Origin of the sequence: Natrinema longum (genome assembly GCF_017352095.1) — an archaeon.
In the GTDB taxonomy this organism is placed as follows: domain Archaea; phylum Halobacteriota; class Halobacteria; order Halobacteriales; family Natrialbaceae; genus Natrinema; species Natrinema longum.
The window spans coordinates 942,462-968,360 of sequence record NZ_CP071463.1 but is presented as its reverse complement, the minus strand read 5'-3'; the positions used below and the strand labels follow the sequence as shown (position 1 = coordinate 968,360).

The following is a 25,899-nucleotide window of genomic DNA, read 5'->3' as shown; positions in this document are numbered from 1 at the left end:
GGGGAATCCCGGTTCCCGAGAACGGGATTGCCCCGTTATACGTCGGTCGTTTTTAGCTCCAGTTGTTATGAGCGATCGTATCGGTGCACCCGGACTGGGGCTATCGCGACGCGAATTCGTCGCTGCGACCGGCGGCGTGGCGGCACTGACTGGCATGGCCGGCTGTACGAGTCGGGGTGCCCAGCCGAGCGCCGAACCCACGGAGCCGTCCGAGGGGGGGACTGAGCCCTCGGGCCCGGACCTCCCGTGGACGAGCGCCCCGGAGGTCGTACAGGTCGACGAGCAGGGCGGCAGCGTGACGCTGCAGTCGGTGACAGCTCAACACGCCGTCCATCCGATGGACTCGATGGGAGGTCCAGTGGAACTCCCGCGAGTCTGGGCGTTCACGGCCGACGACGGCCAGCCGAGCGTTCCCGGACCGATCCTCCGGACGACCGAGGGCAACGACATCGAAGTGACCCTCGACAACACCGGGAACGACCACCCGCACACGCTGCACTTCCACGGCGCACAGAAGACCTGGGAGAACGACGGCGTGCCGACGACGACGGGGATCACGGTCAACCCCGGCGAGAAACACACCTACACGATCCCGGCGAACGTCCCAGGGACGCATCTCTATCACTGCCACTACCAGACTCATCGTCACATCGACATGGGGATGTACGGTATCTTCCGCGTCGATCCGAAGGGGTACGAGCCCGCGGACAAGGAGTACTTCTTCACGCTGAAGGACTGGGACTCACGGGTCAACCGACAGATAGCCGGCGAGGACGTCGACTACAGCCCCCGCAATCGCAACCCCGACGTGTTCACGATCAACGGCAAGAGCCTCCCGCGGACGCTCCATCCCGAGGAGGGGTCCCCGATCATCGTCGACCACGGCGACACCGTTCGCCTCCACATGGTCAACGCTGGCTACATGTCCCACCCGATGCACACGCACAATCACCGGTTCCGGCTCGTCGAGAAAGACGGCGGTCAGGTTCCCGAGGCCGCCCAGTACGAACAGGACGTCACCAATATCGCGCCCGCAGAACGCCACACCGTCGAGTTCGAGGCCGACGCCGACCCCGGCATCTACCTCATGCACTGCCACAAGGTCAACCACGCGATGAACGGGGACTCCTATCCCGGCGGCATGGTCAACGGCATCGTCTACCGGGACGCGATGGATACCGAGGTCTTCGCCGACCTCATGGAGTACGCGGGCTACGGATCCTAAAACCGCGAGCAAGAGCGTCCCCGGCCGTCTCGAATCGCCGGGCCGTTCGCGCGGCGCGGATCTCAGGGCCGTCCTTCGGTCCGCACGTCCGAACCGCTCGTTGCTGGTTGCACGTCCGCGAGTCGTCGGTGCCCGGTCGCGGTGATCTCGTAGCGGCGACAGCCGACCGAACGGATGCCGCCATTCTCGTGGAGGCGATCACAGGCCCCCTCGACCGTGACCGGATGTTCGTCTATCCGCGCGGCGAGATCGACGGCGTAGCGGGGCTCCCCATCGGCCAGCGCCTCGAGGACGGTCCGCTCGAGTTGTCTCCGGGACATCTATCGATCACGAGCCTCCCCGTAGGCGTTCAGTAACTCCCGGTATCGGTTCCGGACGGTCACCGAACTCACGCCGGTTTCTTCGCCGATCCGTTCCTGTGTCAGTCGGTCGTTCGTGAGCCGCGCAGCGCCGTAGATCGCCGACGCTGCGAGCCCGGCCGGACTCCGCCCGCTGTGGAGGCCCCGGCGCTTGGCCGCCTCGAGGATCTCTCGTGCGACCCGCTCTGCGTCGTCGCTGATCTCGAGTTCGGAGGCGTACTGTGGGAGGTAGTGGACGGGATCGGCGGGCTCGATCTGGAGGCCGAGCTCCGTCGAGAGATAGCGGTACGCCCGTTGAACGGGGAGTTTTTCGACGCGACTCACTGACTCGAACGCGACCAGCGTCCGTGGGGTGCCGTGCTGTCTGGCGGCCGCGTACAGACAGGCAGTCGAAACGGCCTCGATCGAGCGACCCGGTAACAGCCCGTCGTCGACGGCACGGCGATAGAGGACGCCGGCCGTCTCGCGACAGGGCTCCGGCAGTCCCAGCGCCGACGCCATGCGTTCGATCTCGCCGAAGGCCTGTTTCAGGTTCCGTTCCGCGGCGTTTTTCGACGTAAATCGCTCGTTCCACGTCCGTAACCGCTGGAGTTGCTCGCGCTTTCGCCCGGAGAGTTGATTCCCGTAGGCGTCCTCGTTTTGCCAGCCGATCGTCGTACTGAGCCCCTTGTCGTGTCGGAGCGTCGATACCGGTGGCCCGACCCGTCGTCCGTCTTCGTCGTCGAGGGTGCGCCACTCGGGGCCGTAATCGATCGCATCCGCGTCGAGTACGAGTCCACACTCCGTACACGTTCGCTCGCCGTGTTCTTCGTCGTGATCGATCGTACCCGCACACTCCGGACACTCCGACGCCCGTCGCTCGCGGTCCGTGTCGCGCTCTCCGTTCCGGGCCAGTTCGTCGGCAGTCGTATCGACGATCGTCTGAGTCATTGATCCGTGATCGCCGGAGTCCCTGCTCCGGTCGTGTGTGTTGTCTTCTCTTGGAATGGAGGGAACGGATAGTATCAACGACCGGCGGATTCCCAGTGCGTGGGAACGGGTATCGATGTCCGTTGTCCGGTTGTCCGCTCGCTGGGGTCGAGAGGGGTAACGTTTATTCGCGCGCGGACGACAGCACAGACAGATGGATGGCGATGGGGACCGAACCGAGCGCGGCGACGAGATGACTGTCGAGGCGGACGACGACCGCGTCGAACTCGGTCTGTCGCTCCTCGCTCACCTCGAGCACGAATCGCTCCCGCTCGCCGACGCCGTCGACCGGATCGAGACGGTGACGACCGATCCGACGGTGACGCGGACGATACTCGATCAGGCAGCACTCCGCGGAATCATCGAGCGCGACGACGGGATCGTCCGCCCGACGAGCCGCCAGTACGTCCGCTTCGAGCAAGACGTCGTCACGAAAGACGGGGAGTTCACCTGTCGTCGCTGTGGCTCTTCGCTCTCGACGGGACACTTCATCAGGTTCGAGGCGGGAGAACTCGGCCCCTTCGGCTCCTCGTGTATCCGAAAGGTAACCGGCCGAGACGACTAACGTCGATACTGGAACGACGACGCGTCGTTCACGTCACTACCGACCCTGTCGGAGTTCCACGATCAACTGCTCGATCGTCTGTTGTTGTCGCTCGATGACCTCGCTTTGCCGTTCGACTGCCGTCTCGAGGGCCTCGAGTCGCTCGAGGAGTTCGGGATCGGGTTGGGTCGTGGTGGCAGGAGCGGCGTCGACGGCGTCGGCGACGGCGTTGGCAGCGGCCGACTGATCCGTTTCGGTCGCTTCTTCGAAGACCGATCCGGTCTCGACCTCCGTGGCCTCGGTCGGGCTCGTTCGATCGGTCGCCTGCTCGTCGGTCGCCGGCGTCCCTCGAGTCGACGACTGCGATGACTGGCCGTCGGCTCCCGTCGTCGCCGCTTCCGTCGTGGACGCGGTATCGCTTCCGCCACCGGCAACTGGATCGGTCGAGTCATCGCTCCCTGCATCGCGTACCGCCTCGCTGGTGATGTCGTGATCGTCGGGTTCGGGGGGATCAGCATTGAGCGGATCCACGCCGCCGCCGAAGTCGACCGAGCCGCTACTGTCGGCGTCTTCTTCGTCGCTCTCGCCGATCCGTTCGTTGAGTTCCTCGAGCGAGCTGACGTCGTGATAGTCGAACAGCGCCCGCTGAAGCCGTTCCCGGAGATCGTTCGCCTCCTCGTTGGGGGCCTTGATCCGCTGGGGGCGGCCGTTGGCGATGAGGACGATCTGCGTCGCGACGCTGCCGTCCTCGAAGGAGAGGCTGGTGATATCGTCGAAGTGATACTCTTCGAAGTCGCTGTCCCAGACCGCGTTGCCGATGTGTTTGACGAGCCGATCGCTCGTGATGATCAGCGTCAGTTCGCTAAAGCGGTAGGTCTTGACGACGGTTTCGCCGGGGTCGGTGATCCCGTTGCCGTTCAACACGCCGGCGAGGACGGGATGGAGGACGTCGTCGGTTTTGCTTCCGGGAACGGTGATCGTCCGCTCGCCGTCGAGGGGATACTCGAGGGTGAACTTGGTTTTGCGTCGGCCCTCCGAGATGGTCAATCGGTCGGCGTCGTGTGGGTATTCGTCGGCCGATTCGTCGCTCAGGAGTCCGTCGGCGCGGTAGACGATCGTTCTCGTGGGGGTGATGAAGAGCTCGTCGTCGCTGCCAAGAGAGACCCGCGCCGCGATCTCCTCGCCATCGAGAGTAGAGGTGACGATACCGGGAACGCTCATGCCCCGCAGTTCGTAATACCGTGTGATAAATCCGTGGGTCCACGTTGCACGGCGACTTCGAATACAAAGGTTAAAGAAACACACCGCACTACCCGTAACCGAGCCCGGGTGGCTTAGCTGGACATAGCGCCGCACTCATAGGGTTCAGAGATTCGGTGCGGTTTCGCCTTGGAAGCCTCCGTGTCCCGCGAGGACTGCCGAGCCTCGAACCTGGGACATGCGGAGATCGAGGGTTCGGAGCCCTCCCCGGGCATTTTCGAAGGAGCCACGAACGTAGTGAGTGACGACGCCGCGAAAATACCCGGGGAGGCGGAGAACCCGGTGGTCTTCACCGAGCGAAGCGAGGTGAAGGCAGGAAAGACGAACGGAGTGAGTCTTTCCGTGGTTCGGAGCCCTCCCCGGGCATGCTTTTCACAGCCATTACCGCCCCAGTGCCGTCGGACTCGAGCGGTCAGCGGTCGCTCACCGCTCGGTCGTCTCGTCGACCGGCTGTCGCCGTTCCGGAGTACAGCGGGGCCGTCTCACTCGAGGGTTGCGAGGACCGCTGGCACCGCAGTCGCGACCTCGTCCTGGTGGACGGAAGCGGCTGCGCCCGGATCGGGGTCGGGGCCGCCATCGAGCAAGACCTGAATTGCGGTCATTCCGGCGTCGGTCGCACCGCGAACGTCGGCCTCGACCTCGTCGCCGACGTAGACCGCGTCGGCGGGGTCGACGCCCAGTTCGGCTGCGATCGCCTCGAACGCCCGCGGATCCGGTTTGCCGGCCTCGAGTTCGCCGGTGACCAGCGCGGCGTCGAACGCGTCGTCCCAGCCCAGGGTCTCGAGTTTGTCTCGTTGGGCGCGGACGGGGCCGTTCGTGAGCAAGCCGACGCGATACTCCTCGCGGAGGGCTGCAAGCATGGATTCGACGCCCGGCAGCGCTTCGAGGTCGTCGGCGATCGTCTCGCGATAGGCCGTCGCGACGGCGGCCGGATCGGCATCGCTGTCGGTGTCTGCGAGCAGGTCGGCAAAGATGGGTTCGCGCGTCTCGGTGGTGAGGTTCCGGCGGTGGGCCTCGAGATATGACTCGCGCGTGAGCGAGGGCGCACCCGCCGCGGTCGTGGCCTCCTCGAGGATGGTCGCTCGATCCCGTTCGGGAACGGCGAGCGTGTAATCGAGGTCGAAGACGACCGCCTGTGGCATAGGCGTGAGAGGGGGCTCGAGCGAGTTGAAGCTATCCCTTCCGATCGGAACCGGTGGCTGTCACGCCCTGTGTGACTGGGGACGACGGTTCCAAGCGCTCAGTCGTTCGGCGGTCGAGTCGCCCCCGCACGTCGCCGCTCGAGCAGCGAGACGGCGACGGGTTCGATCCGGCTCGAGTACTGCATGAGCGACGTACCGAGGATGCTCATGACGAGGACGTAGCCGACGGCAAAGGCGTAGAGGTCGGTGGCCGTGCCGGCCGCGATACCCGTACCTGCACCCGACAGGACGAGGCTCGCGATAATCAGGGAGAACTCGCCGCGGGTGGCCATGCCGAAGCCGACTCGGAGCGATCGGCGGTCGTCGAGGTCGTAGATTCGCCCGCCGAGATAGCCGCTGACGATCTTCGTCGGCGTCGTCACGATCACGCCGGCGACGATTATTCCGAGAATCGGGAGCGTGAACAGTCCCGGATCGGTGACGAGTCCGATCCAGAAGAAGAAGATCGCCGCGAAGGCATCGCGAAGCGGTTCGAGTAACCGTTCCAGGTCGTGGACGTGATCGGTCGCGGAGAAGGCCATACCGACGAAGAACGCGGCGACGGCTTCGCTGACGCCCAGCGCGAGCGCGATTCCGGCGACCAGGATCGTGACGCCGAGTGCCCGGACGACCACGAACTCGTTCGTCTCGGCGTCGAGAAAGCGCTGAAAGGTGCCGGTTCCGTAGGTGACGAGCGCGAGCAACGCGAGGATGACGCCGATCGCGACCGCGATCTGTCCCGTCGCGTCGCCGATATCACCGCCTCCGAGGACGAGCGCGGACACGATCGCCAGATAGACGGCGATGAACAGGTCCTCGTAGACGAGCGTCCCGAGCATCGGCTCGGACTCGTCGTTTGCGATCCAACCCAGATCGATCAGCGACTTCGTGATGATGGCACTCGAGGAGATATAGACGATCCCCGCAGTGAGAAAGGCCGCGAGGAAGCTCCCGAAGACGAAGTACCCGAAGATCAGCCCGATACCGAAGTTGATGGCCAGATCGATGGAGCCGGCCTTGCCGATCCGGTCCTTGCTCGCGATCAGTCGATTCAGGTTGAACTCGAGCCCGAGGAAGAACAACAGGAGGACGATCCCGATTTCCGCACCGACGACGATGAAGTCGGTTTCGCCGAGTGCGAGCCCGCCGAGCGCTGCGAGGAGGTCGACGCCGCCGACGGCGATCTCGGGAACGGTGACCGCGAAACCGCCGATTCCGATCTCGCTGCCCGCGAGGGTCGGAAGTTCGCCGAGCACGTTCGATCCCAGCAGGACGCCGGTGACGATGTAAAACGGGATCACCGACTGGTCGATCCGACTCGAGAGGACGCCGGCGAGTGCGACCGCGGTAAAGAGAATCCCGACGTCGACGAGCGCCGTTTCGGTCGCCACTAGCGCTCACCTCGAGCGAGGGTATCTGTCTCGATCACTCTTCGAGACCGGCACCGAGCAGGTTCTCGAACTGGGCGCAGTCCTCGCGGTCCCCGATGACGACCAAGGTGTCGCCGACCTCGAGGACGGTTTCCGGCGTCGGCGGCGAGATCAACTCCTCACCGCGCTGGATCGCGACGATAGAGACGCCCGTCCGACCGCGGATGTTCGCCTCGGAGAGGCTCTGACCTGCTATTTCGGCGCTCTCGGCGACGCCGTACCACTCGAGGTAAGTGTCGTCCGAGAGCATCGTCTCCACCTGTTCGGCTTGTACCGGTTGGAAGTACGCTCCCTCCAGGATCGTGCCGATCTTGCGGGCGAGGCGGTCCGACGCCTCGAAGATCTTCTCGCTGTCTGCGTCCGCGTCCGGTTTCAGGTACACCTCTCGTTTCCCCGTATTGTGGGTCACGATGACGAGCCGCTCGCCGTCCTCGAGTTCGACCTCGAATTTCTTCCCGACGCCGGGGAGGTCGCTCTCGTATACTGTCATACCAGTCCCTTCGAAGCCGACGCATTAAATAGCGTTCCCGTCGCGGAGACGAAATCAGTAGCTGATCCGGATCGCTCGCGTCTCGCTACCGGCTGATGGCTACTCTGCCAGTCCCTCGATGAGGAACTCCGCGGAGGCGAGGTTCGTCGCCAGCGCCGTGTCGTGGACGTCACAGATCCGCAGCAGCGCCGAGATATCGGGCTCGTGGGGCTGGGCCCGGAGCGGATCCCGGAGGAAGACGACCCCGTCGAGTTTTCCCTCCGCGATCTCCGACCCGATCATCAGGTCGCCACCGAGGGGGCCGGACTCCTTGCGTTCGACCTCGAGATCGGTCCCCTCCATGAGCCGTTTCCCCGTGGTTCCGGTCGCGATCAGGTCGTACGCTCGGAGTTGCGCTTCGTGGGCCCGTGCGAACTCGAGGAGATCCGGTTTCTTTTCGTCGTGGGCGATCAACGCGACACGCGTCATACTGATCTTTTACTCTCGCAGAAAATAAACGCTCGTCCGGGGGAACGATCGCGCTCGCTCGAGCGTCCGCGTCGGCTCCGGCGAGACGGTTCGGACCGATCAGAACTCCTCGACGTGTGGCCTGACGTCGAGTTCGAGCGTCCAGGCCGATCGATCCTGCGTGACGAGGTGCCAGTAGGAGTCGGCGATCGCGTCCGGATCGAGAGACTCCTCCTCGTCGCGGTCGGGCTGTGAGTTACGAACCCGTGGCGGTTCGATCTGCCCGTCGATCACCACGTGGGCGACGTGGATCCCCTCGGGGCCGAGTTCTCGAGCCATCGACTCGGCCAGTCCACGGACGGCGAACTTGGCGGCACTGAATCCGACCGCGCCGCCGCGACCCCGAACCGCGGAGGTCGCTCCGGTGAACACGATCGTGCCACCGCCCTCGGCGAGCATGTCGTCGACGGCCCGCTGTGAACACAACAGACCGCCCCGTGCCGAGACGCGCCACGCCCGTTCGAACTCCGCCGGCGAAATGTCCCGGATCCCCTTCCAGGACCCGCCGCTCGCGTGATTGACGAGGATATCGACGGGGCCGAAGGCGTCCCGAACCGCTCGAAACCCCGCCTCGACCGCGTCGGGATCCGTGATGTCCGTCGGAACGGCCAGTGCGTCGTCGCCGAGGTCGGCCGCCAACTCCTCGAGGAAGTCCGCCGAGCGGGCGAACAGTCCCACGCGACAGCCTTCGGCGACGAATTTCCTGGCGATCGATGCTCCGAGTCCCGGACCCACGCCGGCGATGACGGCCGTCCCTGTCATGTCGTGGCCCACGGTGGCACGATACAAAACCGTGTTCGTGGAGGCGATCGATAGCACACGGACCGCTTCGCTGTGCGAACCGGCGACGGAAGGCGGGTGACGTTTGTATTAACACGGCACGAGTCGAGACGATCACCCGAGAGCTATCCGCGCTCGCACCGACGGTTCGGTCGAATGTCGTTCGATCCTGACCGCGTCACGACGATCACGTTCGACTCTTACAGCACCATCGTCGACGTCGATGCGGCCACGCAGGCATTGGCCGATCGCGTCGACGACCCCGAGCCGGTATCGACTCTCTGGCGTTACCGGTCGCTCGAGTACACGCTCGTCGCGAACTATCTCGACGCCTACCAGCCGTTCTACGAGATGAACCGCGACGCGCTCCAGTACGCGCTGGACGTGTTCGGCGTCGACATCACCGAAGACGAACGCGACGAGATTCTGGCTGTCTACCACGAACTCGAGGTCTTCGACGACGTGCGAGACGGAATCGAGCGGCTTCGGGACGGTGGCTACGACTGTTATGTCGTCTCGAACGGCGACCCAGACATGCTGTCGTCGATGATCGACCACGCCGACATCGACGATCTCCTCGCGGACACGATCAGCGCTGACGAGATAGCGACGTTCAAACCCGCCGCCGAACTCTATCGTCACGCGGCCGCGAGGACCGGAACGCCGATCGACGAGATGGTCCACGTCACCGCCATCTGGTACGACGTCATGGGTGCCACACACGCCGGTATGCAGGGTGTGTGGGCCGATCGAAAGGGACGACCGTGGGAATCGGTCGCCGGTCGGCCGGATCTGGCCGTCGAATCGTTCCACGAGTTGGCCGACGCGCTCGGGGTGTGAACCCCGCTACCCTGCTCGATCCCCCGGCCGCTCGGGCAACGGCTGTGCAAACCCGATGCACTGCCGAGGTCCATTGAAGACGGTCCGCGGCGAACGGCCGGTACATGACTGAACAGGTCGTCCTCACGTCGACAACCGCGCCGGCTGCCGTCGATGACGTTCCGCCGAGCGCCAAACTCGTGTTGACCGTCCTCGCACACGAGGGATCGCTGACGCAATCCCAACTCGCCGAGGAAACGTTGCTCCCGACTCGAACGGTTCGCTACGCGATGAACAAACTCGAGGACCACGACCTCGTGGACTCGCAGATCTCCTTTTCGGACGCCAGACAACACGTCTACTCCCTCAACACCGATCGCTTCGCGGACGCGAGACAGGAACTGCAGTCGTGATCGACTCGAGCGACCCGCTCCCGCCCCGTGGACGACGGCCCCGAACCGCTTTCGGCGATCCGACCTCTCCCAACGACGTTGTGGGTCCCTCGAGCAACGGCACTCGGCGACACGAACCCGCCCGCATTCCGACGGACGCCGATCACTAATGCCACCGGCGTGGCAGCGCGACACGGCATGGAGTACGACCCCTGATCCGAAGTTCAGGAGACGACGATCGTTACCGTCGACGACCACGACCTCGAGGCGGCCTACAACCACGACGGCGACGGCGAGCCGGTGGTGTTCTGCCACGGCATTCCGACGTCGTCGTTCCTCTGGCACGAGGTCGCACCGCCGCTGTCGGACGAGTACAGAGTCATCGCGCCGGACATGATCGGCTACGGGAACGCGGCGATGCACGAGGCTTCGACCGTTCGATCCGGGCACAGGAGGCCACGATCGACGGTCTGCTCGAGGAACTGGGTCTCGAGACGATCACGTTCGTGGGACACGATCTCGGCGGTGGCGTGGGGCTGCGGTACGCCGCTCACAACCCCGACGCGGTCGACGATCTCGTCCTCTCGAACGCGGTCTGTTACGACTCGTGGCCGATCCAGACGATCGTCGACCTCGGCCTCCCCTCGACGATCGAGGGGATGAGCTCCGACGACTTACAGGAGTTGTTCGAGGGGCTCTTCCGGGATACCCCGGCCAGCCACGGGATTATTCCACTCGAACCGCGTACAGTCTCGTATGCCCGCGGACATTCCCGGCATTCACCACGTAACTGCCATCGGCAGCGATCCCCGCCGCAACCTCGAGTTCTACACCGAGACGCTCGGACTCCGGCTGGTGAAACGAAGCGTGAATCAGGACGACGTCTCGGTCTACCACCTGTTCTACGGCGACCACGGTGGGAGCCCCGGAACGAGCATGACGTTCTTTCCCTATCCCGACGCCCGACAGGGGCGAGTCGGCACCGGTCAGGCCAGTGCGGTCGCCTTCCTGATTCCCGAGCGGGCAGTCGAGTTCTGGACGGAGCGGCTGGCAGCAGCCGGCATCGACGCCGAAGCATACGACCGGTTCGGCGACACCGTCGTTTCCGTCGAGGATCCGGATGGCCTCCCGCTCGAACTCGTCGCTCGAGCCGACGCACCTGCCGGTGATCCGCCCAAGGGGCCGGTTCCCGACGAGCACGCGATTCGGGGCTTCTTCGGCGTGACGCTGTCGCTGGCGACGGCCGGGCCGACCCAGGAAGTCCTGCAGACGATGGGGTACAGCGAAACCGGCGCGGACGGCAGCCGCCGCCGATACGAGAGCAGCGGTGATCTCGGATACGTCGTCGATATCCTCGAAGAGCCCCAGGCACCCCGGGGCCAGCCCGGTGCCGGGACCGTCCATCACGTGGCGTTCCGGACGACTGCGGAGGACCAGCCCGAGTGGCGTGACGTCCTGTCCGGACAGGGGCTCCGGCCGACCGAAATCATCGACCGGAAGTGGTTCGAATCCGTCTACGTCCGCGAACACGGCGGCGTTCTCTTCGAATTCGCCACCGCGGAGCCGGGGTATACGGTCGACGAGGACCGCGAGGCCCTCGGCGAGCGACTCGTCCTCCCCGAGTGGCTGGAAGCCCGACGCGACGAGATCGAAGCGGGACTGCCGGAGCTGTCGGCGGCGGAACTCGCCGACGACGAGTGAGATGACCCCGACATCGACCTGTTCGGACGACCGACCGGCAGACGGAAGCGTTTTTCACGCGCGCTCGTACCACCCGACAATGGCAGATCTCAGTGCCCATCACGTCGGTATCACCGTCTCGGACCTCGAGGAGACGCTCGCGTTCTACCGGGACGTCCTCGGACTCCCGGTCGCCGATCGGTTCGGCGTCGGCGGCGAGGCGTTTTCCGACGCCGTCGGTGTCGAGGGTGCAAGCGCCGACTTCGCCCATCTCGAGGCTGACGGAACCCGGATCGAACTCGTCGAATACGAGCCCGAGGCGCGGGGCTCCCCGGCGGCGGGGCTCAATCAACCGGGCGCAACGCACGTCGGCCTCTCGGTCGACGATCTCGAGGCGTTCGCCGATGCCCTCCCCGCAGACGTTCCGACGATCAGCGGCCCCCGGACGACGGAAAGCGGGACGACGATCATGTTCCTGCGCGATCCCGAAGGGAACCTGATCGAAGTCCTCGAGCCGTCCCAGTAGACGGCGGTTTCGAAGACGGCGGTATCGACGGTCGAGAGTAGGTGGTTATCGATCGTTACAGGCCAGGGTGGACCGAACCTGGTCGACTTCCATCTCACACTGGGGGCAGACGTGCTTTTCGGTGGCGATATAGACGGCACTGCACCGAGCGCAGTGAAACAGATTGCCCTGCGACTCGACCGTGGTTTCCGTCTCGTCGTCGGAGTCCGTTCCGTTTCTCCGTTCGTTTCCGGGGCCGCGGTGCGTCGACCGGACCAGTTCACGGAGTCGGCGTGAGAGCGACACCGCGTTCTGTCGAATTCCCATACGGTAGTCGATCACGATACGAAGGAAGTAGCTGCTGTCTAAAGGATTTGGAACGGCCACTGTTCACAACACTCACGAGCGCTGATCGGTGAGACGGTCGCTCCATCGTCGAGCCGTCTCGTCAGGCGGTATAGCAACCTTTTCGACCGTCGGGAGGTCACTTCCGGCATGAACTTCTTCGATCGCTTGCACGACCGCATCCGAACGGTCGACAGCGTCGTCTCGGTTGGCCTCGATCCAGATCCGTCGCGGATTCCCGACCACCTGCAATCACGCGACCTTCCCCGGTGGGCGTTCAACCGCCGCATCATCGACGCGACCCACGAACACGCCGCCGTCTTCAAGCCGAACGCGGCCTTCTACGAGGATCCCGACGGCTGGGCCGCCCTCGAGGAAACCGTCGCCTACGCCCACGGCAAAGACGTCCCCGTCCTGCTGGACGCCAAACGCGCCGACATCGGCAACACGACCAGACAGTACGCACAGCTGCTCGAGACGGTCGACGCGATCACCGTCAATCCCTACATGGGACGGGACTCCCTGCAGCCGTTTCTGGCCGACGAAGAGTCGGGCGTCTTCGTTCTCTGCCGGACCTCGAACCCGGGCGGGGCCGACATCCAGGACCTCGAACTCGAGACGGGCGAACCCGTCTACGAGCGCGTCGCGGCGCTGGCGGATCTCTGGAACGAGAACGACAACGTCGGGCTCGTCGTCGGCGCGACCCAGCCCGAAGAGCTCGCGGAAGTGCGCGAGCAGGTGCCGGACCTCCCCTTCCTCGTTCCCGGCATCGGCGCGCAGGGGGGCGACGCCGAGGCGGCCGTCGAGTACGGCCTGGCCGACGGCGTCGGACTGGTCAACTCCTCGCGAGGAATCATCTTCGCGGGCGAAGATAGCGAGGAGTTCGCCAGCGCTAGCGGCCAGGCCGCAAAGCGGCTCAAAGAGCGGCTGAATCAGTATCGGTAGCGGCTTCGACGGCACCTCGAGTTGCCGGGTTCGACGAGAACGCTCTCGGTACTCGAAAGTGCACCGATCACGATTCACAGAGCGACTGGTTCGTCGACATCGTTGCGTGGATCTCGTCTTCCGTGATCCGGTAGTTGAGTTGGAGGCAGGTCTGCTCGTCTCCCTGTCCCAGTAGCGTTCCGGATACCTGGTTGTCGCCTGCGACGGCGTGAAATCCCGTCCACTCACGCTCTGATTCCGGTTCGATAACGACTTCGCGGTACCCAGCGGCAGCGAGCTCGAAATCGTGCCACTGGCCGAGACCGTCGTCCGCTTCCAGCGCGAAGTGAAACGTTTGCGACTCGTCTGTCCGATTCGACAACACCAGATGTACTTCCTGGAGCGAATCGGCATCCACGGAACCGCTACAGCCGGCGGTTCCGAGCAAAGAGACGGCGCTGGCAAGAGCGAATCGACGACGGCTGAAGGGCATAGTCATCACTGAAGAATACAGAACAAAAAGTTGACTGTCTGTCCGTAATCGCCGTTTCGGCACGAATTCGCCGAGTAGAACAGGACATTACGCGTCCGTTCGTCCGCCCGTCTACGAGTCAGAGCCGCGATAGGCGCGGTCTCGGTTACGAGGGCGACCCGTGCTCACGTTCCGCACTGACCACTCGCCCGACCACCCGACCGTCGACCACTCGACCGACGATCTCGACCGTCACCGGCTCCGTCGGTGGCCGCTCCTCGAGCCGCTCGAGCCCCTCGACGACGGCGATATCCAGCGGACTCGAGTCGTTCGGATGGGCGGCGACGAGCCGTCCGTCGCGCTCCTCGAGTCGGAGGCGATACGTCTCCCCGACGCCGAGCGCTTCCCGGAACCGGTCACGTATCGAGGTCATGTAGCGGACTCGGTTCGTCGTGCCGGATCAGAACCGGTTGATCTCGACGTCGTCGTTTCCGGGTCCCGGCTGGGCTTGCGAGGCACAGTCGGCACAGAGGCGCAGGCTCTCGTCGAAGTGGACCTCGCACGCGAGCGTGCCGCAGTTGGGACATCGGTTCGCTGCGGGACGGGACTCGCAGATCTGACAGAGACCGCTGACGCTCATAGGGGACGGTACGAACTCGAGGGGCTTGAAAGCGAGCCTGGCACGCTCGAACCGTTTGTCGCCGTCGAAGCAGCGACATCAGGGACGTCTGGCTGGCGCGGCTGACGGCGTCGCCGTCCGATTCGATAGCCGTAGTGTGGCAAACAGTGGCAATCCACGAGAAGCCTTTTGCCGTGTGCCCGACTACCAGGGGATATGAGCCGTGACCGGGCCCTCCTCGAGCGGGCCCTGGACCGTGGCGAACAGGACGGTGGTAACATCGAGTTCAAGGAACGACTGTCACGAGACGTCCACCTCGAGGGTGGGCGACGGGAGAGCCTGGCCGCGCAACTGCGACACCGCCTCCTTTCGGGCGACGGCGAGGCGACCTACGTCGTCGGCGTCACCGACGACGGCGGCCTGGCCGGGGTCGATCCCGACACGTTCTCCGAGACGATGGACGTCCTTTCGCTCCTCGCGGAGGAGGCCGACGCCCACATCGAAGACGTCCAGACCTGGGGCATCAACGACGGGCTGGTCGGCGTCGCACAGGTCCGGGAGGGAGGTGTCCTCGAGACGGACGACGAACACGTCGTCGTCGGAACCGCGGGCCACGTCGACCACGGGAAGAGTACCCTCGTGGGATCGCTCGTCACGGGCAAGCCCGACGACGGGGACGGCGCGACCCGCGCGTTCCTCGATGTCCAGCCCCACGAGGTCGAACGGGGCCTCTCCGCCGATCTGTCCTACGCCGTCTACGGCTTCGACGACGAGGGGCCGGTCCGGGTCCGGAACCCGAATCGTAAGGCCGACCGCGCGGAAGTCGTACAGGAAGCCGATCGGCTCGTTTCGTTCGTCGACACCGTGGGCCACGAGCCGTGGCTCCGAACGACGATTCGCGGGCTCGTCGGGCAGAAACTCGACTACGGCCTGCTGGTCGTCGCCGCCGACGACGGGCCGACGCGAACGACTCGAGAGCACCTCGGCGTGTTGCTCGCGACCGACCTCCCGACGATCGTCGCGATCACGAAGACGGACACGGTCGACGAGGAGCGCATCGAGGAAGTCGAACGCGAGGTCGAAGGGCTCCTCCGTGAGGTCGACAAGTCGCCGCTGCGGGTCGCTCGCCACGGCATCGATGCCGCCGTCGAGGAGGTCAGCGAGCGGGTCGTCCCGATCGTCGAAACCAGCGCGATCACCATGGACGGCCTCGAGACGCTCGACGAACTGTTCGACCGGCTCCCCAAGACCTCCCAGGATACCGGCGAGTTCCGAATGTACGTCGACCGCAGCTACTCGGTCACGGGCGTCGGCGCGGTCGCCTCGGGAACGGTGATGGCCGGCGAGGTCGAGGCCGGGGACGAACTCCTGATCGGGCCGATGGCCGACGGCCGCTTCCAGGAGGTCGAGGTCCGGTCGATCGAGATGCACTACCACCGGGTCGACCAGGCCCAGGCGGGCCGGATCGTCGGCATCGCACTCAAAGGCATCAAAGAGAGCGCGATCGAGCGCGGCATGGTCTTGCTGCCTCGAGACGCCGACCCCGATCCGGTCCGGGAGTTCGAGGCCGAAGTCATGGTGCTCAACCATCCCACCCGAATCGGTGAGGGGTACGAACCCGTCGTCCACCTCGAGACGATCGGCGAGGCCGCCGCCTTCTATCCCGAGAACGGCCGCCTGCTGCCGGGCGATACTGGCAAGACCACCGTCGAGTTCAAGTTCCGACCGTATCTCGTCGAGGAGGGTCAGAAGTTCGTTTTCCGAGAGGGTCGCAGCAAGGGCGTCGGGACGGTGACCGACGTCTCGCCGATGGAGTGACCGGGCGTTCGGGTTCCATTCATCGCCTCGAGCGGCCGAATGACCGGGGTTTACTCGGTCAGCGTTCGGATCGAGCAGGTTTCAAGCCCTTTCGTCCGCAAAACATATTAATTAGACGGAGCTAAACCACGACGTGACTGGTGTCGTCGTCGAGCGCCCGCAGTGGTTGCGACTCGCATGACCGGCTGGCTCGAGATCCTCGTCGCCGCGTTCGTCCTGCAGCTGTCGGTGCTCCCCGGCGAGAAGGTGCAGTTCATCATCGCGGCGCTGGCGACACGATACGATCCTCGGATCGTGGTCGCCGCCGCGGCGAGTGCCTTCGCCGGCTGGACGGTCCTCGAGATCCTCTTCGGGGCGGCGATCCAGGGCGTGTTACCGCCCGTCTACCTCGACGCGGTCACGGCGGGGTTGTTCTTGCTCTTTGCGGCGTTGCTCGTCAGGTCGGCCCCCGAGACGAGCGCGCAACCGGCGGTGGCAAACGGCGGCGCGGCGACGGCCGACGCGATCGATATTTCGATCTTCGGTTACGACGTGCCGCCGTACCTCCGCGGGTTCGTCCCGATCTTCGCCCTGATGGCTGTCGGGGAGTTCGGTGACAAGACACAGCTCGTCACGATCGGGCTCGCGGTGCAGTACGGGGCTCACCCCGCGATCTGGGCCGGCGAGATGCTCGCGATCGTGCCCGTGAGCGCGGCCAATGCCTACTTCTTCGATCGGTTTTCCCACCGCTTCGACGCCAGACTGGCCCACCTCGCCGGCGCGGGGCTCTTCCTCTTTTTCGGGCTCGATACCGTGTTGCAGATCCTGACGGGGATCTCGGTCTGGGAGACGATCATCGAGGCGATCTCCTCGGTGCTTCTCGGACTCCGCTAAGTGTGACTGCGGGGATCGAAACCAAAGTTGGTATGTCTCCCTCGGTTCCTCACCCTAGACAAGATGGTACAGACGAGCGTTATCGGTTGTGGCAACATGGGGAGCGCCCTGATCAAGGGCCTCTGGCGGGCCGGGAACCACACGGTGATCGCGTGTGATCTCGATCCCGACGCACTCGAGTCGGTCGCTGACTACGTCGACCGGACGACGGCGGACGTCTCGGAGGCGGCCGACGCCGACGTGGTGGTCGTCGCGGTGAAACCGGACATCGTCGGCGCGGTGTTGGACGATCTCGATCTCTCGCCCGAGCAGACACTGCTGACCATCGCTGCGGGCGTCTCGACGGACTACGTCGAAGCGCGGACCGACGCGAACGTCGTCCGAATCATGCCGAACCTCGCGGCCGAGACGGGCGATATGGCGGCGGCGGTGGCCGGTGACGACGTTCCCGACGAAGTACTCGAACTGCTCGACGATGTCGGCGAGTTCGCAGAGATCGACGAGAATCAGATGGACATCGCGACCGCGGTCAACGGGAGCGGCCCCGCCTTCGTCTTCTATCTCATCCAGGCGATGGCCGAAGCGGGCGTCGATGGCGGTCTCGAGGCCGACGACGCCGAGACGCTGGCCGCACAGACGTTCAAAGGGGCGGCCGAGACCGTCCTCCGCTCGGAGCGGAGCGTCGACGACCTGATCGACGCCGTCTGTTCCCCCAACGGGACGACCATCGAAGGGATGGAAGTCCTCTGGGACAGCGAGGCCAAGGCGGACGTCGTCGAGGCGGTAACGGCGGCCGAAGAACGCTCCGCGGAGATCGCGGCCGAATTCAACGATGAGTAAGGGGCTCGAGGAGGCGGCCGTCGCAGAGGCACGACGGCTGGCGGCCGACGCCGATCGCGTGATCGTCAAGGCGGGGACGAACTCCCTCACCGACGCGGACTCCAACCTGGACGACGAGAAACTCGACAAACTCGTCGACGACATCGAGGACCTCCTCTCGCGGGGCAAGCAGGTGATCCTCGTTTCGTCGGGCGCAGTCGGAGCCGGGCTGGGGCGGATCGCACAGGGTAGCGAGACCCTCGAGGAGACCCAGGCCCTCTCGACGGTCGGTCAGAGTACCCTCATGCACCGCTATACCGAGAGTTTCGCGCGATACGATCGGAAAGTGGCCCAGCTCCTCCTGACCCAGCACGACCTCGAGAACCCCGAGCGATTCACGAACTTCCGAAACACCGTCGAGACGTTGTTGGACTGGGGCGTCGTCCCGATCATCAACGAGAACGACGCCGTCGCGACCGAGGAGCTCAGGATCGGTGACAACGACATGCTCTCGGCGGCGGCGACGATGGGCGTCGACGCGGACCTGCTGGTCACGCTGACCGACGTCGGCGGCGTCTACACCGGGAACCCGAAGGAGGATCCCGACGCCGAGCGCATCGAGGCCGTCGGCCGCAACTACGATACGGTTCAGGACATCATCTCCGAGAGTACGACCGACGGGTTCGGTGGTATCCAGACGAAAGTCGAGGGGGCACGCGACGTCAGCGAACACGGGGTTCCGGCCGTCATCGCGAAGTCGACCGAGCCCGACGTGCTCGCGAAGATCGCTACTGCCAAACCCGTGGGGACCATATTCGTCCCCATCAACGGTGTGAGCGATGACTGAGACCGACATCGAACGCGACGTCGACGAGGCACAGACCGCGGCCCTCGAGCTCGCGAAACGCTCCGACGAGGAGCGGAGCGAGGCGCTTCACGAGATCGCCGACGCGATCGAAGCCCGCACCGACGAGATCCTCGCCGAAAACGAGACGGATGTCGCCGAGGGCGAACGACTGCTCGAGGACGGCGAGTACACGCAGGCGCTGGTCGACCGGCTGAAGCTCTCCGAGTCGAAGATCGAGAGCATCGCGGAGATGGTCCGCAGCGTCGCCGAGCAGACGGACCCGCTCGGAAAGACGCTCTCGGCCAGAGAGCTCGACGAGGACCTCGAACTGTACAAGGTCGCCGTCCCGATCGGCGTCGTCGGAACGGTCTTCGAGTCCCGGCCCGACGCGCTCGTCCAGATCGCCGCACTCGGCCTGAAGTCGGGGAACGCGGTCATCCTCAAGGGCGGCAGCGAGGCGCTGCATTCGAACCGAATCCTCTTCGAGATCATCGAGGAGGCCGCGGCCGACGCCGGGATCCCCGACGGCTGGGCCCAACACATCGAGGCCCGCGAGGACGTCGACGCCCTGCTCGAGATGGACGACGCTATCGACCTCCTCATGCCACGGGGCAGCTCCGAGTTCGTCAGCTATATTCAGGACAATACGAGCATCCCCGTTCTGGGCCACACGGAGGGGATCTGTCACGTCTACGTCGACGCCGAGGCCGACCTCTCGATGGCCGAAGACATCGCCTTCGACGCCAAGGTGCAGTATCCCGCGGTCTGTAACGCCGTCGAGACGCTGCTGGTCCACGAGGGCGTCGCCGAGGAGTTCCTGCCCGCGATCGCCGACCGCTACGAGAGCGCCGACGTCGAAATCCGCGGTGACGAGGCCACTCGCGAGATCGCCGACGTCGAGACCGCGACCGACGCGGACTGGGACACCGAGTACGGCGATCTGATCGTCTCGATCCGGGTCGTCGACTCGCTCGAGACCGCGATCGATCACGTCACGACCCACGGCTCGAAACACACGGAGTCGATCGTCACCGAGGACGCCGACCGCGCGAGCACGTTCATGCGCAGCCTCGACTCGGCGAGCGTCTTCCACAACGCCTCGACCCGCTTTGCCGACGGCTACCGATTCGGCCTCGGTGCCGAGGTCGGGATCAGTACGGGCAAGATCCACGCCCGCGGCCCCGTGGGCCTCGAGGGGCTGACCACCTACAAGTACCACCTGGAGGGTGACGGCCAGCTCGTCGCCACCTACGCCGGCGAGGACGCCAAACCGTTCACTCACGAGGCGTTCGACGCCGAGTGGTCGCCCGGCCGGCTCTCGGACCAGTAGCGCCTCGAGAGCCACGCTGTACAGCGAGCGGTTTTTCTACCCGCGCGTGAGTGCAACTCCGGTAGCCGTCGCCCACTCGCTCGACGAGCCCCAGCAGCACGGCCCACCGTTCGACCGGTCGTCCCGGAGCGCCCCGACAGTCAGCGTGCCGGTGTCGCTCTCGAGAACGCGAAGCGCTGCCTCGGCTCCGTAGATCCGGTTCCGGAACCGGCTTGAACTGCACGCCTACAGGTCGAAGGAGTCGACGAGCAACTCCTCGTCAGTCTCGCCGTGGACGTAGGTCGGACCGCCGATCACGTCGATCGTCACCGCTGCGGGCGCGAAGAGGTCCGAGGGAACTTCCCCGAAATCCCAGTCGAGATCGTCGAAGACCGCACCGAACGGCCGGCCGTGATCCTCGGCGGCGGTCGACGGCACCGAGTCGAAGAGATCGGCGTCCTCCCGGACGGTGAGGTGTGCGCGCCCGCCGTAGGCGATCGCGTCGTTCGTCCGCGCGATGGCCGTCCGCTCGTCGCCCGCAACGGGTGCGACCGGTGCGCGACCGGTCGCCGAGACGATGTCGAGAGGATCGTACCCCAACTCGGCGAGCCGGAACGTCGCGAGCTCGGCGGTTCGAGCGGCGTTCGTGATACTACCGGCGAGGCTCGCGGTCCGGTAGGCGAGCAGGAAGACGCTGCTCGTCTCGACCTCCGCCAGTTCGGCGACCTGCTCGGCCGCGGATTCGGTCGGTTCCTCGTCCGTCTCGACGGCCAACGCGGTCAGATCGAAAGCGTCGGTGTAGCCGACGCGCCGGAACTCCTCTTCTTTGGCCACCAGCGCTCGAGCGGGACCGCTTCCCAGGCCCTCGAAGTCTGCGGTCGTCAGCTCCCAGCCCGCCTTCTGGGAACACAGCAGCGAGAGCGCGGGCTGGTCGGTCGAGAGTTCGACGTACGGGAGGGACGCATCGCCCAACTCGCCGAGCTCGTAGCTCGGCGTCGCCATCCCAGCCGTCTGGATCTCGGTCAACAGGAGTCCGGCCTCGATACCGCCGTCGAACTCGAGGCCGAAATCCAGTACCGTCGCGTCGTTTTCGAGGTCGTAGCCGCCGATGTTCAGTTCCTCGGCGTAATCGAGGGCCTCGTCGACCAGCTCGATCGCCATCCGATTGAGACTTTCCATGGGCCGTGATTCACCCCCCGTCGTAAAACCGTTTGTCCGTTCGTGTCTGACCGCTGTCTGACGGGAGCCATCGCCGCATCCCGTCTCCAGTACCGCTTTCCCGGTGACCCGTGCGCCGGCTTGCGGGTACACCGTCAACGACTTACAGCAGATCGGATACTCGTCACTCCTCGCGACTTCGGGCCGGCCGACCGAGGTGTTCTTCGACGACGTCGACCTTTCGTGCTGCGTCGACGTCCCGCGTTCGTTTGTCGTCGATCTTCAGGACCGTACTCACGCGGTCGGCGTCGACGGCGTCGTGGGCCGCCTGTGCGGCCGCGAAGAGTTCGTCCGTCGTCTCGGCTTCGATCACCGTCCCCATCGGGTTCGTCTCGTAGCCGACGTCGTAGCCCTCGAGGGCGTCGACCGCTTTCGCGACCTCGCCGGCCATGCTGTCCTCGATCACCGGTGCGACGCTCAGTAGCGCGACTACCGTCATACCGTTCGATAACGCTCGGCGGGATCCTAAATCCGTTCCATACGACTCGTCCCGATCACCCCCTCGAGCGGGGACAACTGGACGGCGCTCGCGGTGGGCGGTGACGGTCGTGGCAAAAACGATCAGTGCTGACTCGACGCCGGCGACCGGACCCTTCAGTTGGTAGTGGGTGTCCGAGGCGTCTCCGCGGGCGGGTAGATGATAACGTCACCGTTCGCGTAGACGTACACCTCGTGCTCCAGGGCGGTAAACGCGATGTGGCCCCCCGTACGGTCGGTCCCGTCCGCCTTCGGGCTGAAGACGCGATCGAGCGCGTCGGGATCGACGCTATCGTACAGGGAAAACTCCCCCTGTGAAACGTCGGTCTCCGCGATCGAGGCGAGCGCGTGGACGATCGTGGTGGTGATCGTCGCAGTACCGTCACTGTCGTGGTGGAAGACGTAGCGGTCGTTTGGCTGGTCGTACCGGAGGTCGTCCGTGCCGTCTGCGGGTGTAGTTTCCGTCTGCATTGCTATATCTGATCGTTCAATCGTGTATTAGACTGTAGTTATCCAGGGTATAAAAGCCACTCGTAAGCGACAATGGTAATCGTATGTGAAGTAAAACTCGGTATGAGTGTGGATTAATACATACTGTGGCCATCGATCGGTCACGGTCATCGCGTTGCTCTCATCCCGCTGCTCGCGAAGTGGCGCGCGTGAGGGGGCCGACGACAACAACGGTCTTTCGTTCGCTCAATGAGTGATTCACTCGTCGAATTCGAGACGATAACGGGGAGGCCTGCCCAGCAGTGAGGATCGGCTTCTCGGTTCCCGTGACCGGGAATCGGCTTCTCGAGGGGGTCCGGCCGGCGATCCGGATCGAAGGTCCGTCGACCCCTTGCCAGGGCTGCCAAGGGGCTTATTCACGTCCGCCGCCAATCGGTACGTATGACTACCGACTCAGCCGCTCCCGTTCGTTCGGAACTCGAGTCCCTCGAGGGCGACCTCCCCGCCGGCGTCGACGAGGCGGCTATCAAGCGGATGCACGTCGTCGCTCGCGCGCTCGACGAGGGGGTTCGCGTCCCGGGAACGGAGTTCAAGATCGGACTCGATCCCCTCGTCGGGATCCTGCCGGGGGCCGGCGATGCCGCTGCGGCGGCCGTCTCGCTGTACATCGTCGTCGAGTCCGCCCGCATGGGCGTTTCCCGGTCGACGCTGGTCCGCATGCTGGCGAACATCGGCGTCGACGCCGTCGTCGGCTCCGTTCCCCTTCTGGGCGTTCTCTTCGACGCCGTCTGGAAGGCGAACAAGTGGAACCTGCGACTGGCGCTCGAAGACCTCGCCGACGGGAGCGGCGAGTCGGAACGCGGACCCGAAACCGTAACGATCGACTGAGCCGTCGGTTCGCTCGAGCCGACTGGGTCGGCAGTACGAACGCCGTACCGTATCCCCGAGCTATAGTCCCCGCTGAAACGATTTTGTCTTCAGCGAAAATGCGCTGGCTGGGATTTGAACCACGCCAGAGAACCTGCTCCCTTCGGTCGCAGAACCCCGGTCTGATTCGAATCCAGAACGATTTTCGCTGAACAGACGACTCGCTTCGCTCGTCGTTGTTGTCGTTCAGCGAAAATACGCTGGCTGGGATTTGAACAACGCGAAGAGGGTCCCGCTTGCTCACTTCGTTCGCTCTCTGGCTGCGTCTTCTCTCGTTCAAATCCAGACCGACTTCACGGCTCACGGATGGCGAGTACGCGCTACGCGGTACTCGCCGGAATTGTTCGCCGTAGAAGTGCGCTGGCTGGGATTTGAACCCAGGTTGTGACCATGGCAAGGTCACGTGATACCACTACACTACCAGCGCCCTGCTGCACTCATACCTACTGCCGGACGGATGTATAAGGGTTGCGAATCGGACCGGCATCGCCATGCTGCAGCATGCCGATTCTCGAGTAACCAGGGCGACAGTTTCCGGGAAAAACCAGCAACATAGTCCGGATACTATCTCACGCGATCGTGACTAGTCGTCACATGCGAGTGTGTGTCCGTTCGGCACGAATTCGGGGGTGTGAGCGGTTGACAGCCGGAATCGAATCCGCTATTCTTTTAAGACCCTCTCCGCAATACATCGCTACAGTCTAGTGACGCGGCGCCGAAGCGTCACGGCATGACTGTCAGCGTACTCGTGCCGTCGTCGCTCAGCCGGGAAGCCGAGGACAAACGCGAGGCCACTCGCAAACTCGGATACGTCGCCCGCGCGGCGACGATCTTCCGGGCGGATCGCCTGATCGTCTATCCCGATCGGGACGGCGAAACAGGGCGATTCGACGGCGGGTTCGTCACCACCGTGTTGCGGTACGCCGCAACGCCCCCATACCTCCGCAACGAGGCCTGGGGGATGCGGGACGAACTCGAGTACGCAGGCGTCTTGCCGCCGCTCCGCGCCATGTCACAGACCGGCTCCGAATCTACCGGTTCGGGGTCGTCAAGACAAGGAATCGTGACCGAGGTCGGACCTGAAGGGCGCGTCCGGGTCAATTGCGGACTGCAACACCCGATCTCCCTCAACGTACCGCCGAACATGGCGGTCGAGGAGGGGGAGCGCGTGACCGTCAGGATCTCTTCGCGACGACCGGTCCGGGCGAAGCTCGAAGACGTTCCCCTTCCGGGGCTCTCGATCGAGCAGACGGACCTGCGGGCAGCACTCGGCCGTGAGGACGCCGGCGTTCGTATCGCGGCCTCCCGATTCGGTGAGCATCTCACCGTCGGGCGGCTCGAGACGCTGGCCGGACGCGTCCAGCGCGACGGGATGACCGTCGCCTTCGGCGCGCCCGAGAGAGGGCTGCCGGCTATCCTCGGAATCGAGGAATCGGCCATCGACGCGTCGTCCGGACAAGACGGCGCAGTCGAACCGTCGTCCAACCGGGACGATGCAGCCGATAACGGAGTCGAACCCACCGCCGATCCGGGGTTCGACCTCTGGCTAAACACGGTTCCGGATCAGGGAAGCGAGGTCGTGCGAACGGAGGAGGCTCTGTTCGCGACCCTCGCTCCCCTCTCACTGAGAGAGTGATAGAATGCCACAAGCAAATACACCACGCAAAGGCTCACTCGGGTTCGGCCCACGAAAGCGTGCGACCAGCGAGGTCCCACGCTTCAACTCGTGGCCGGACACTGACGGACAGCCGACGCTACAGGGCTTCGCGGGCTACAAGGCCGGCATGACCCACGTCGTCATGGTCGACGATAAAGCGAACTCGCCGACCGAAGGGATGGAAGAGACCGTCCCCGTGACGATCGTGGAGACGCCGCCGATGCGCGCCGTCGCGCTGCGAGCGTACGAAGACACGCCGTATGGTATGAAGCCGATAACCGAGGTCTGGACCGACGAGTTCGTTCCCGAACTCGATCGCGTGCTGGACCTTCCCGGTGACGACTACGACACCGACGCCGCCACGGACGAGCTCCGTGGCCTCCACGAGGAGGGCCGCGTCGACGACGTCCGCGTCATCACCCACACGGTTCCGGGGGACGTTCCCTCGGTACCCAAGAAGAAACCGGACGTGATGGAAACGCGCGTCGGCGGCGGCTCCGTCGACGACCGCGTCGACTTCGCCCTCGAGACCATCGAGGACGGCGGCGAACACGTCATGAACGACGTGTTCCGCGCCGGCGAGTACGTCGACGCGAGCGGCGTCACGAAAGGGAAAGGGACGCAGGGCCCCGTCAAGCGATGGGGCGTCCAGAAACGCAAGGGCAAACACGCCCGGCAGGGCTGGCGTCGCCGTATCGGCAACCTCGGCCCCTGGAACCCGTCCCGCGTCCGCTCGACGGTCCCGCAGCAGGGCCAGATGGGCTACCATCAGCGGACGGAACTGAACAAGCGCCTCGTCGACATCGGCGACGGCGCGGACGCGACGGTCGACGGCGGCTTCGTCAACTACGGCGAAGTCGACGGACCACACGCGTTGATCAAGGGCTCGCTCCCCGGGCCACAGCAGCGTCTCGTACGCTTCCGCCCGGCGATCCGACCCGGAGACCAGCCGCGCCTCGATCCCGAGGTGCGCTACGTCTCCACCGCATCCAACCAGGGATAA

General features: G+C 64.9%; 29 protein-coding genes, 2 tRNA genes and 1 pseudogene. 17 read left to right on the top strand and 15 right to left on the bottom strand.

The window, feature by feature from the left end; all coding sequences use genetic code 11:
• Window positions 1–67: 67 nt before the first annotated feature.
• The gene (locus tag J0X27_RS04880; RefSeq protein ID WP_207271296.1) at window positions 68–1,225 is read left to right on the top strand and encodes a multicopper oxidase domain-containing protein; all 1,158 of its coding nucleotides are present in this window, start codon (window positions 68–70) and stop codon (window positions 1,223–1,225) included.
• A 62-nt stretch (window positions 1,226–1,287) separates the two neighbouring features.
• On the opposite strand, the gene J0X27_RS04875 is transcribed toward J0X27_RS04880, so the two are convergent.
• On the bottom strand, window positions 1,288–1,545 hold the full coding sequence (locus tag J0X27_RS04875; RefSeq protein ID WP_207271295.1) for a MarR family transcriptional regulator: 258 nt from the start codon (window positions 1,543–1,545) through the stop codon (window positions 1,288–1,290).
• Window positions 1,546–2,514, bottom strand: a complete 969-nt coding sequence (locus J0X27_RS04870) for a transcription initiation factor IIB (RefSeq protein ID WP_207271294.1) — start codon at window positions 2,512–2,514, stop codon at window positions 1,546–1,548.
• A gap of 193 nt (window positions 2,515–2,707) precedes the next feature.
• Between J0X27_RS04870 and J0X27_RS04865 the strand changes: the two genes are divergently transcribed.
• The gene (locus J0X27_RS04865) at window positions 2,708–3,118 is read left to right on the top strand and encodes a DUF5830 family protein (protein WP_207271293.1); all 411 of its coding nucleotides are present in this window, start codon (window positions 2,708–2,710) and stop codon (window positions 3,116–3,118) included.
• A 36-nt stretch (window positions 3,119–3,154) separates the two neighbouring features.
• On the opposite strand, the gene J0X27_RS04860 is transcribed toward J0X27_RS04865, so the two are convergent.
• Window positions 3,155–4,318 carry a DUF7115 domain-containing protein gene (locus J0X27_RS04860; protein ID WP_207271292.1) on the bottom strand — a complete coding sequence of 388 codons (1,164 nt, stop codon included), beginning with the start codon at window positions 4,316–4,318 and terminating at the stop codon, window positions 3,155–3,157.
• A 102-nt stretch (window positions 4,319–4,420) separates the two neighbouring features.
• Here J0X27_RS04860 and J0X27_RS04855 point away from each other — a divergent pair.
• Window positions 4,421–4,571, top strand: a tRNA-Met gene (locus J0X27_RS04855).
• Between the two features lie 268 nt (window positions 4,572–4,839).
• Here J0X27_RS04855 and J0X27_RS04850 read toward each other — a convergent pair.
• The 5 genes from J0X27_RS04850 to J0X27_RS04830 all read right to left on the bottom strand — a co-directional run bounded on the left by J0X27_RS04850 (window position 4,840) and on the right by J0X27_RS04830 (window position 8,727).
• A complete protein-coding gene (locus J0X27_RS04850) occupies window positions 4,840–5,499 on the bottom strand; it encodes an HAD family hydrolase (protein WP_207271291.1) in 660 nt (219 codons plus the stop codon).
• 98 nt (window positions 5,500–5,597) lie between these two features.
• A complete protein-coding gene (locus J0X27_RS04845; RefSeq protein WP_207271290.1) occupies window positions 5,598–6,929 on the bottom strand; it encodes a cation:proton antiporter in 1,332 nt (443 codons plus the stop codon).
• A 34-nt stretch (window positions 6,930–6,963) separates the two neighbouring features.
• Entirely contained in the window at window positions 6,964–7,458 is a 495-nt protein-coding gene (locus tag J0X27_RS04840) for a cation:proton antiporter regulatory subunit (protein WP_207271289.1), read from the bottom strand.
• Between the two features lie 99 nt (window positions 7,459–7,557).
• A complete protein-coding gene (locus tag J0X27_RS04835; protein ID WP_207271288.1) occupies window positions 7,558–7,926 on the bottom strand; it encodes a methylglyoxal synthase in 369 nt (122 codons plus the stop codon).
• Between the two features lie 99 nt (window positions 7,927–8,025).
• Window positions 8,026–8,727 carry an SDR family NAD(P)-dependent oxidoreductase gene (locus J0X27_RS04830; RefSeq protein WP_207271287.1) on the bottom strand — a complete coding sequence of 234 codons (702 nt, stop codon included), beginning with the start codon at window positions 8,725–8,727 and terminating at the stop codon, window positions 8,026–8,028.
• A 174-nt stretch (window positions 8,728–8,901) separates the two neighbouring features.
• Between J0X27_RS04830 and J0X27_RS04825 the strand changes: the two genes are divergently transcribed.
• From J0X27_RS04825 to pyrF, 6 genes and pseudogenes are all read left to right on the top strand, one after another.
• Window positions 8,902–9,585, top strand: coding sequence for a haloacid dehalogenase type II (locus J0X27_RS04825; protein WP_207271286.1), 684 nt, complete (start codon window positions 8,902–8,904; stop codon window positions 9,583–9,585).
• 104 nt (window positions 9,586–9,689) lie between these two features.
• A complete protein-coding gene (locus J0X27_RS04820; protein ID WP_207271285.1) occupies window positions 9,690–9,977 on the top strand; it encodes a MarR family transcriptional regulator in 288 nt (95 codons plus the stop codon).
• Window positions 9,978–10,193: 216 nt separating this feature from the next.
• Window positions 10,194–10,666: pseudogene (locus tag J0X27_RS04815) on the top strand (alpha/beta fold hydrolase); the annotation flags it as partial.
• A gap of 46 nt (window positions 10,667–10,712) precedes the next feature.
• On the top strand, window positions 10,713–11,657 hold the full coding sequence (locus tag J0X27_RS04810; RefSeq protein ID WP_207271284.1) for a ring-cleaving dioxygenase: 945 nt from the start codon (window positions 10,713–10,715) through the stop codon (window positions 11,655–11,657).
• Window positions 11,658–11,736: 79 nt separating this feature from the next.
• Window positions 11,737–12,162, top strand: coding sequence for a VOC family protein (locus J0X27_RS04805; protein WP_207271283.1), 426 nt, complete (start codon window positions 11,737–11,739; stop codon window positions 12,160–12,162).
• A gap of 474 nt (window positions 12,163–12,636) precedes the next feature.
• Entirely contained in the window at window positions 12,637–13,431 is a 795-nt protein-coding gene (gene pyrF / locus J0X27_RS04800; protein WP_207271282.1) for an orotidine-5'-phosphate decarboxylase, read from the top strand.
• 67 nt (window positions 13,432–13,498) lie between these two features.
• Here the strand turns inward: pyrF and J0X27_RS04795 are convergent, their stop codons facing one another.
• The 3 genes from J0X27_RS04795 to J0X27_RS04785 all read right to left on the bottom strand — a co-directional run bounded on the left by J0X27_RS04795 (window position 13,499) and on the right by J0X27_RS04785 (window position 14,522).
• Window positions 13,499–13,903 carry a hypothetical protein gene (locus J0X27_RS04795; protein WP_207271281.1) on the bottom strand — a complete coding sequence of 135 codons (405 nt, stop codon included), beginning with the start codon at window positions 13,901–13,903 and terminating at the stop codon, window positions 13,499–13,501.
• 145 nt (window positions 13,904–14,048) lie between these two features.
• Complete coding sequence (locus J0X27_RS04790; RefSeq protein ID WP_207271280.1) at window positions 14,049–14,315, bottom strand: hypothetical protein; 267 nt, start codon at window positions 14,313–14,315, stop codon at window positions 14,049–14,051.
• A 27-nt stretch (window positions 14,316–14,342) separates the two neighbouring features.
• Window positions 14,343–14,522 (bottom strand): hypothetical protein, encoded by a 180-nt coding sequence (locus J0X27_RS04785; protein ID WP_207271279.1) that lies wholly within the window; start codon window positions 14,520–14,522, stop codon window positions 14,343–14,345.
• A 195-nt stretch (window positions 14,523–14,717) separates the two neighbouring features.
• On the opposite strand from J0X27_RS04785, the gene J0X27_RS04780 reads away from it, so the two are divergent.
• The 5 genes from J0X27_RS04780 to J0X27_RS04760 all read left to right on the top strand — a co-directional run bounded on the left by J0X27_RS04780 (window position 14,718) and on the right by J0X27_RS04760 (window position 20,188).
• Window positions 14,718–16,319 carry a GTPBP1 family GTP-binding protein gene (locus J0X27_RS04780; protein WP_207271278.1) on the top strand — a complete coding sequence of 534 codons (1,602 nt, stop codon included), beginning with the start codon at window positions 14,718–14,720 and terminating at the stop codon, window positions 16,317–16,319.
• 177 nt (window positions 16,320–16,496) lie between these two features.
• A complete protein-coding gene (locus J0X27_RS04775; RefSeq protein WP_207272033.1) occupies window positions 16,497–17,192 on the top strand; it encodes a TMEM165/GDT1 family protein in 696 nt (231 codons plus the stop codon).
• A gap of 63 nt (window positions 17,193–17,255) precedes the next feature.
• Complete coding sequence (proC, locus tag J0X27_RS04770) at window positions 17,256–18,032, top strand: pyrroline-5-carboxylate reductase (protein WP_207271277.1); 777 nt, start codon at window positions 17,256–17,258, stop codon at window positions 18,030–18,032.
• Entirely contained in the window at window positions 18,025–18,858 is an 834-nt protein-coding gene (gene proB, locus J0X27_RS04765; RefSeq protein ID WP_207271276.1) for a glutamate 5-kinase, read from the top strand. Before proC ends, proB begins: the two co-directional genes overlap by 8 nt.
• Entirely contained in the window at window positions 18,851–20,188 is a 1,338-nt protein-coding gene (locus J0X27_RS04760; protein WP_207271275.1) for a glutamate-5-semialdehyde dehydrogenase, read from the top strand. The genes proB and J0X27_RS04760 overlap by 8 nt, the downstream gene beginning before the upstream one ends.
• 225 nt (window positions 20,189–20,413) lie before the next feature.
• Here the strand turns inward: J0X27_RS04760 and mch are convergent, their stop codons facing one another.
• From mch to J0X27_RS04745, 3 genes are all read right to left on the bottom strand, one after another.
• Window positions 20,414–21,346, bottom strand: a complete 933-nt coding sequence (mch, locus tag J0X27_RS04755) for a methenyltetrahydromethanopterin cyclohydrolase (protein WP_207271274.1) — start codon at window positions 21,344–21,346, stop codon at window positions 20,414–20,416.
• A 163-nt stretch (window positions 21,347–21,509) separates the two neighbouring features.
• Window positions 21,510–21,824: an MTH1187 family thiamine-binding protein gene (locus tag J0X27_RS04750; protein WP_207271273.1), complete on the bottom strand. Its 315-nt coding sequence runs from the start codon at window positions 21,822–21,824 to the stop codon at window positions 21,510–21,512.
• Between the two features lie 155 nt (window positions 21,825–21,979).
• Window positions 21,980–22,333 carry a HalOD1 output domain-containing protein gene (locus J0X27_RS04745; RefSeq protein ID WP_207271272.1) on the bottom strand — a complete coding sequence of 118 codons (354 nt, stop codon included), beginning with the start codon at window positions 22,331–22,333 and terminating at the stop codon, window positions 21,980–21,982.
• A gap of 420 nt (window positions 22,334–22,753) precedes the next feature.
• Here J0X27_RS04745 and J0X27_RS04740 point away from each other — a divergent pair, with 420 nt between their 5' ends.
• Window positions 22,754–23,200, top strand: a complete 447-nt coding sequence (locus tag J0X27_RS04740) for a DUF4112 domain-containing protein (RefSeq protein WP_207271271.1) — start codon at window positions 22,754–22,756, stop codon at window positions 23,198–23,200.
• A gap of 395 nt (window positions 23,201–23,595) precedes the next feature.
• On the opposite strand, the gene J0X27_RS04735 is transcribed toward J0X27_RS04740, so the two are convergent.
• Window positions 23,596–23,666, bottom strand: a tRNA-Gly gene (locus J0X27_RS04735).
• Window positions 23,667–23,969: 303 nt separating this feature from the next.
• Between J0X27_RS04735 and J0X27_RS04730 the strand changes: the two genes are divergently transcribed.
• Together J0X27_RS04730 and J0X27_RS04725 are read left to right on the top strand one after the other, a co-directional pair.
• Entirely contained in the window at window positions 23,970–24,875 is a 906-nt protein-coding gene (locus tag J0X27_RS04730; RefSeq protein ID WP_097378318.1) for a putative RNA uridine N3 methyltransferase, read from the top strand.
• A gap of 4 nt (window positions 24,876–24,879) precedes the next feature.
• Window positions 24,880–25,899 carry a 50S ribosomal protein L3 gene (locus J0X27_RS04725; protein ID WP_097378319.1) on the top strand — a complete coding sequence of 340 codons (1,020 nt, stop codon included), beginning with the start codon at window positions 24,880–24,882 and terminating at the stop codon, window positions 25,897–25,899.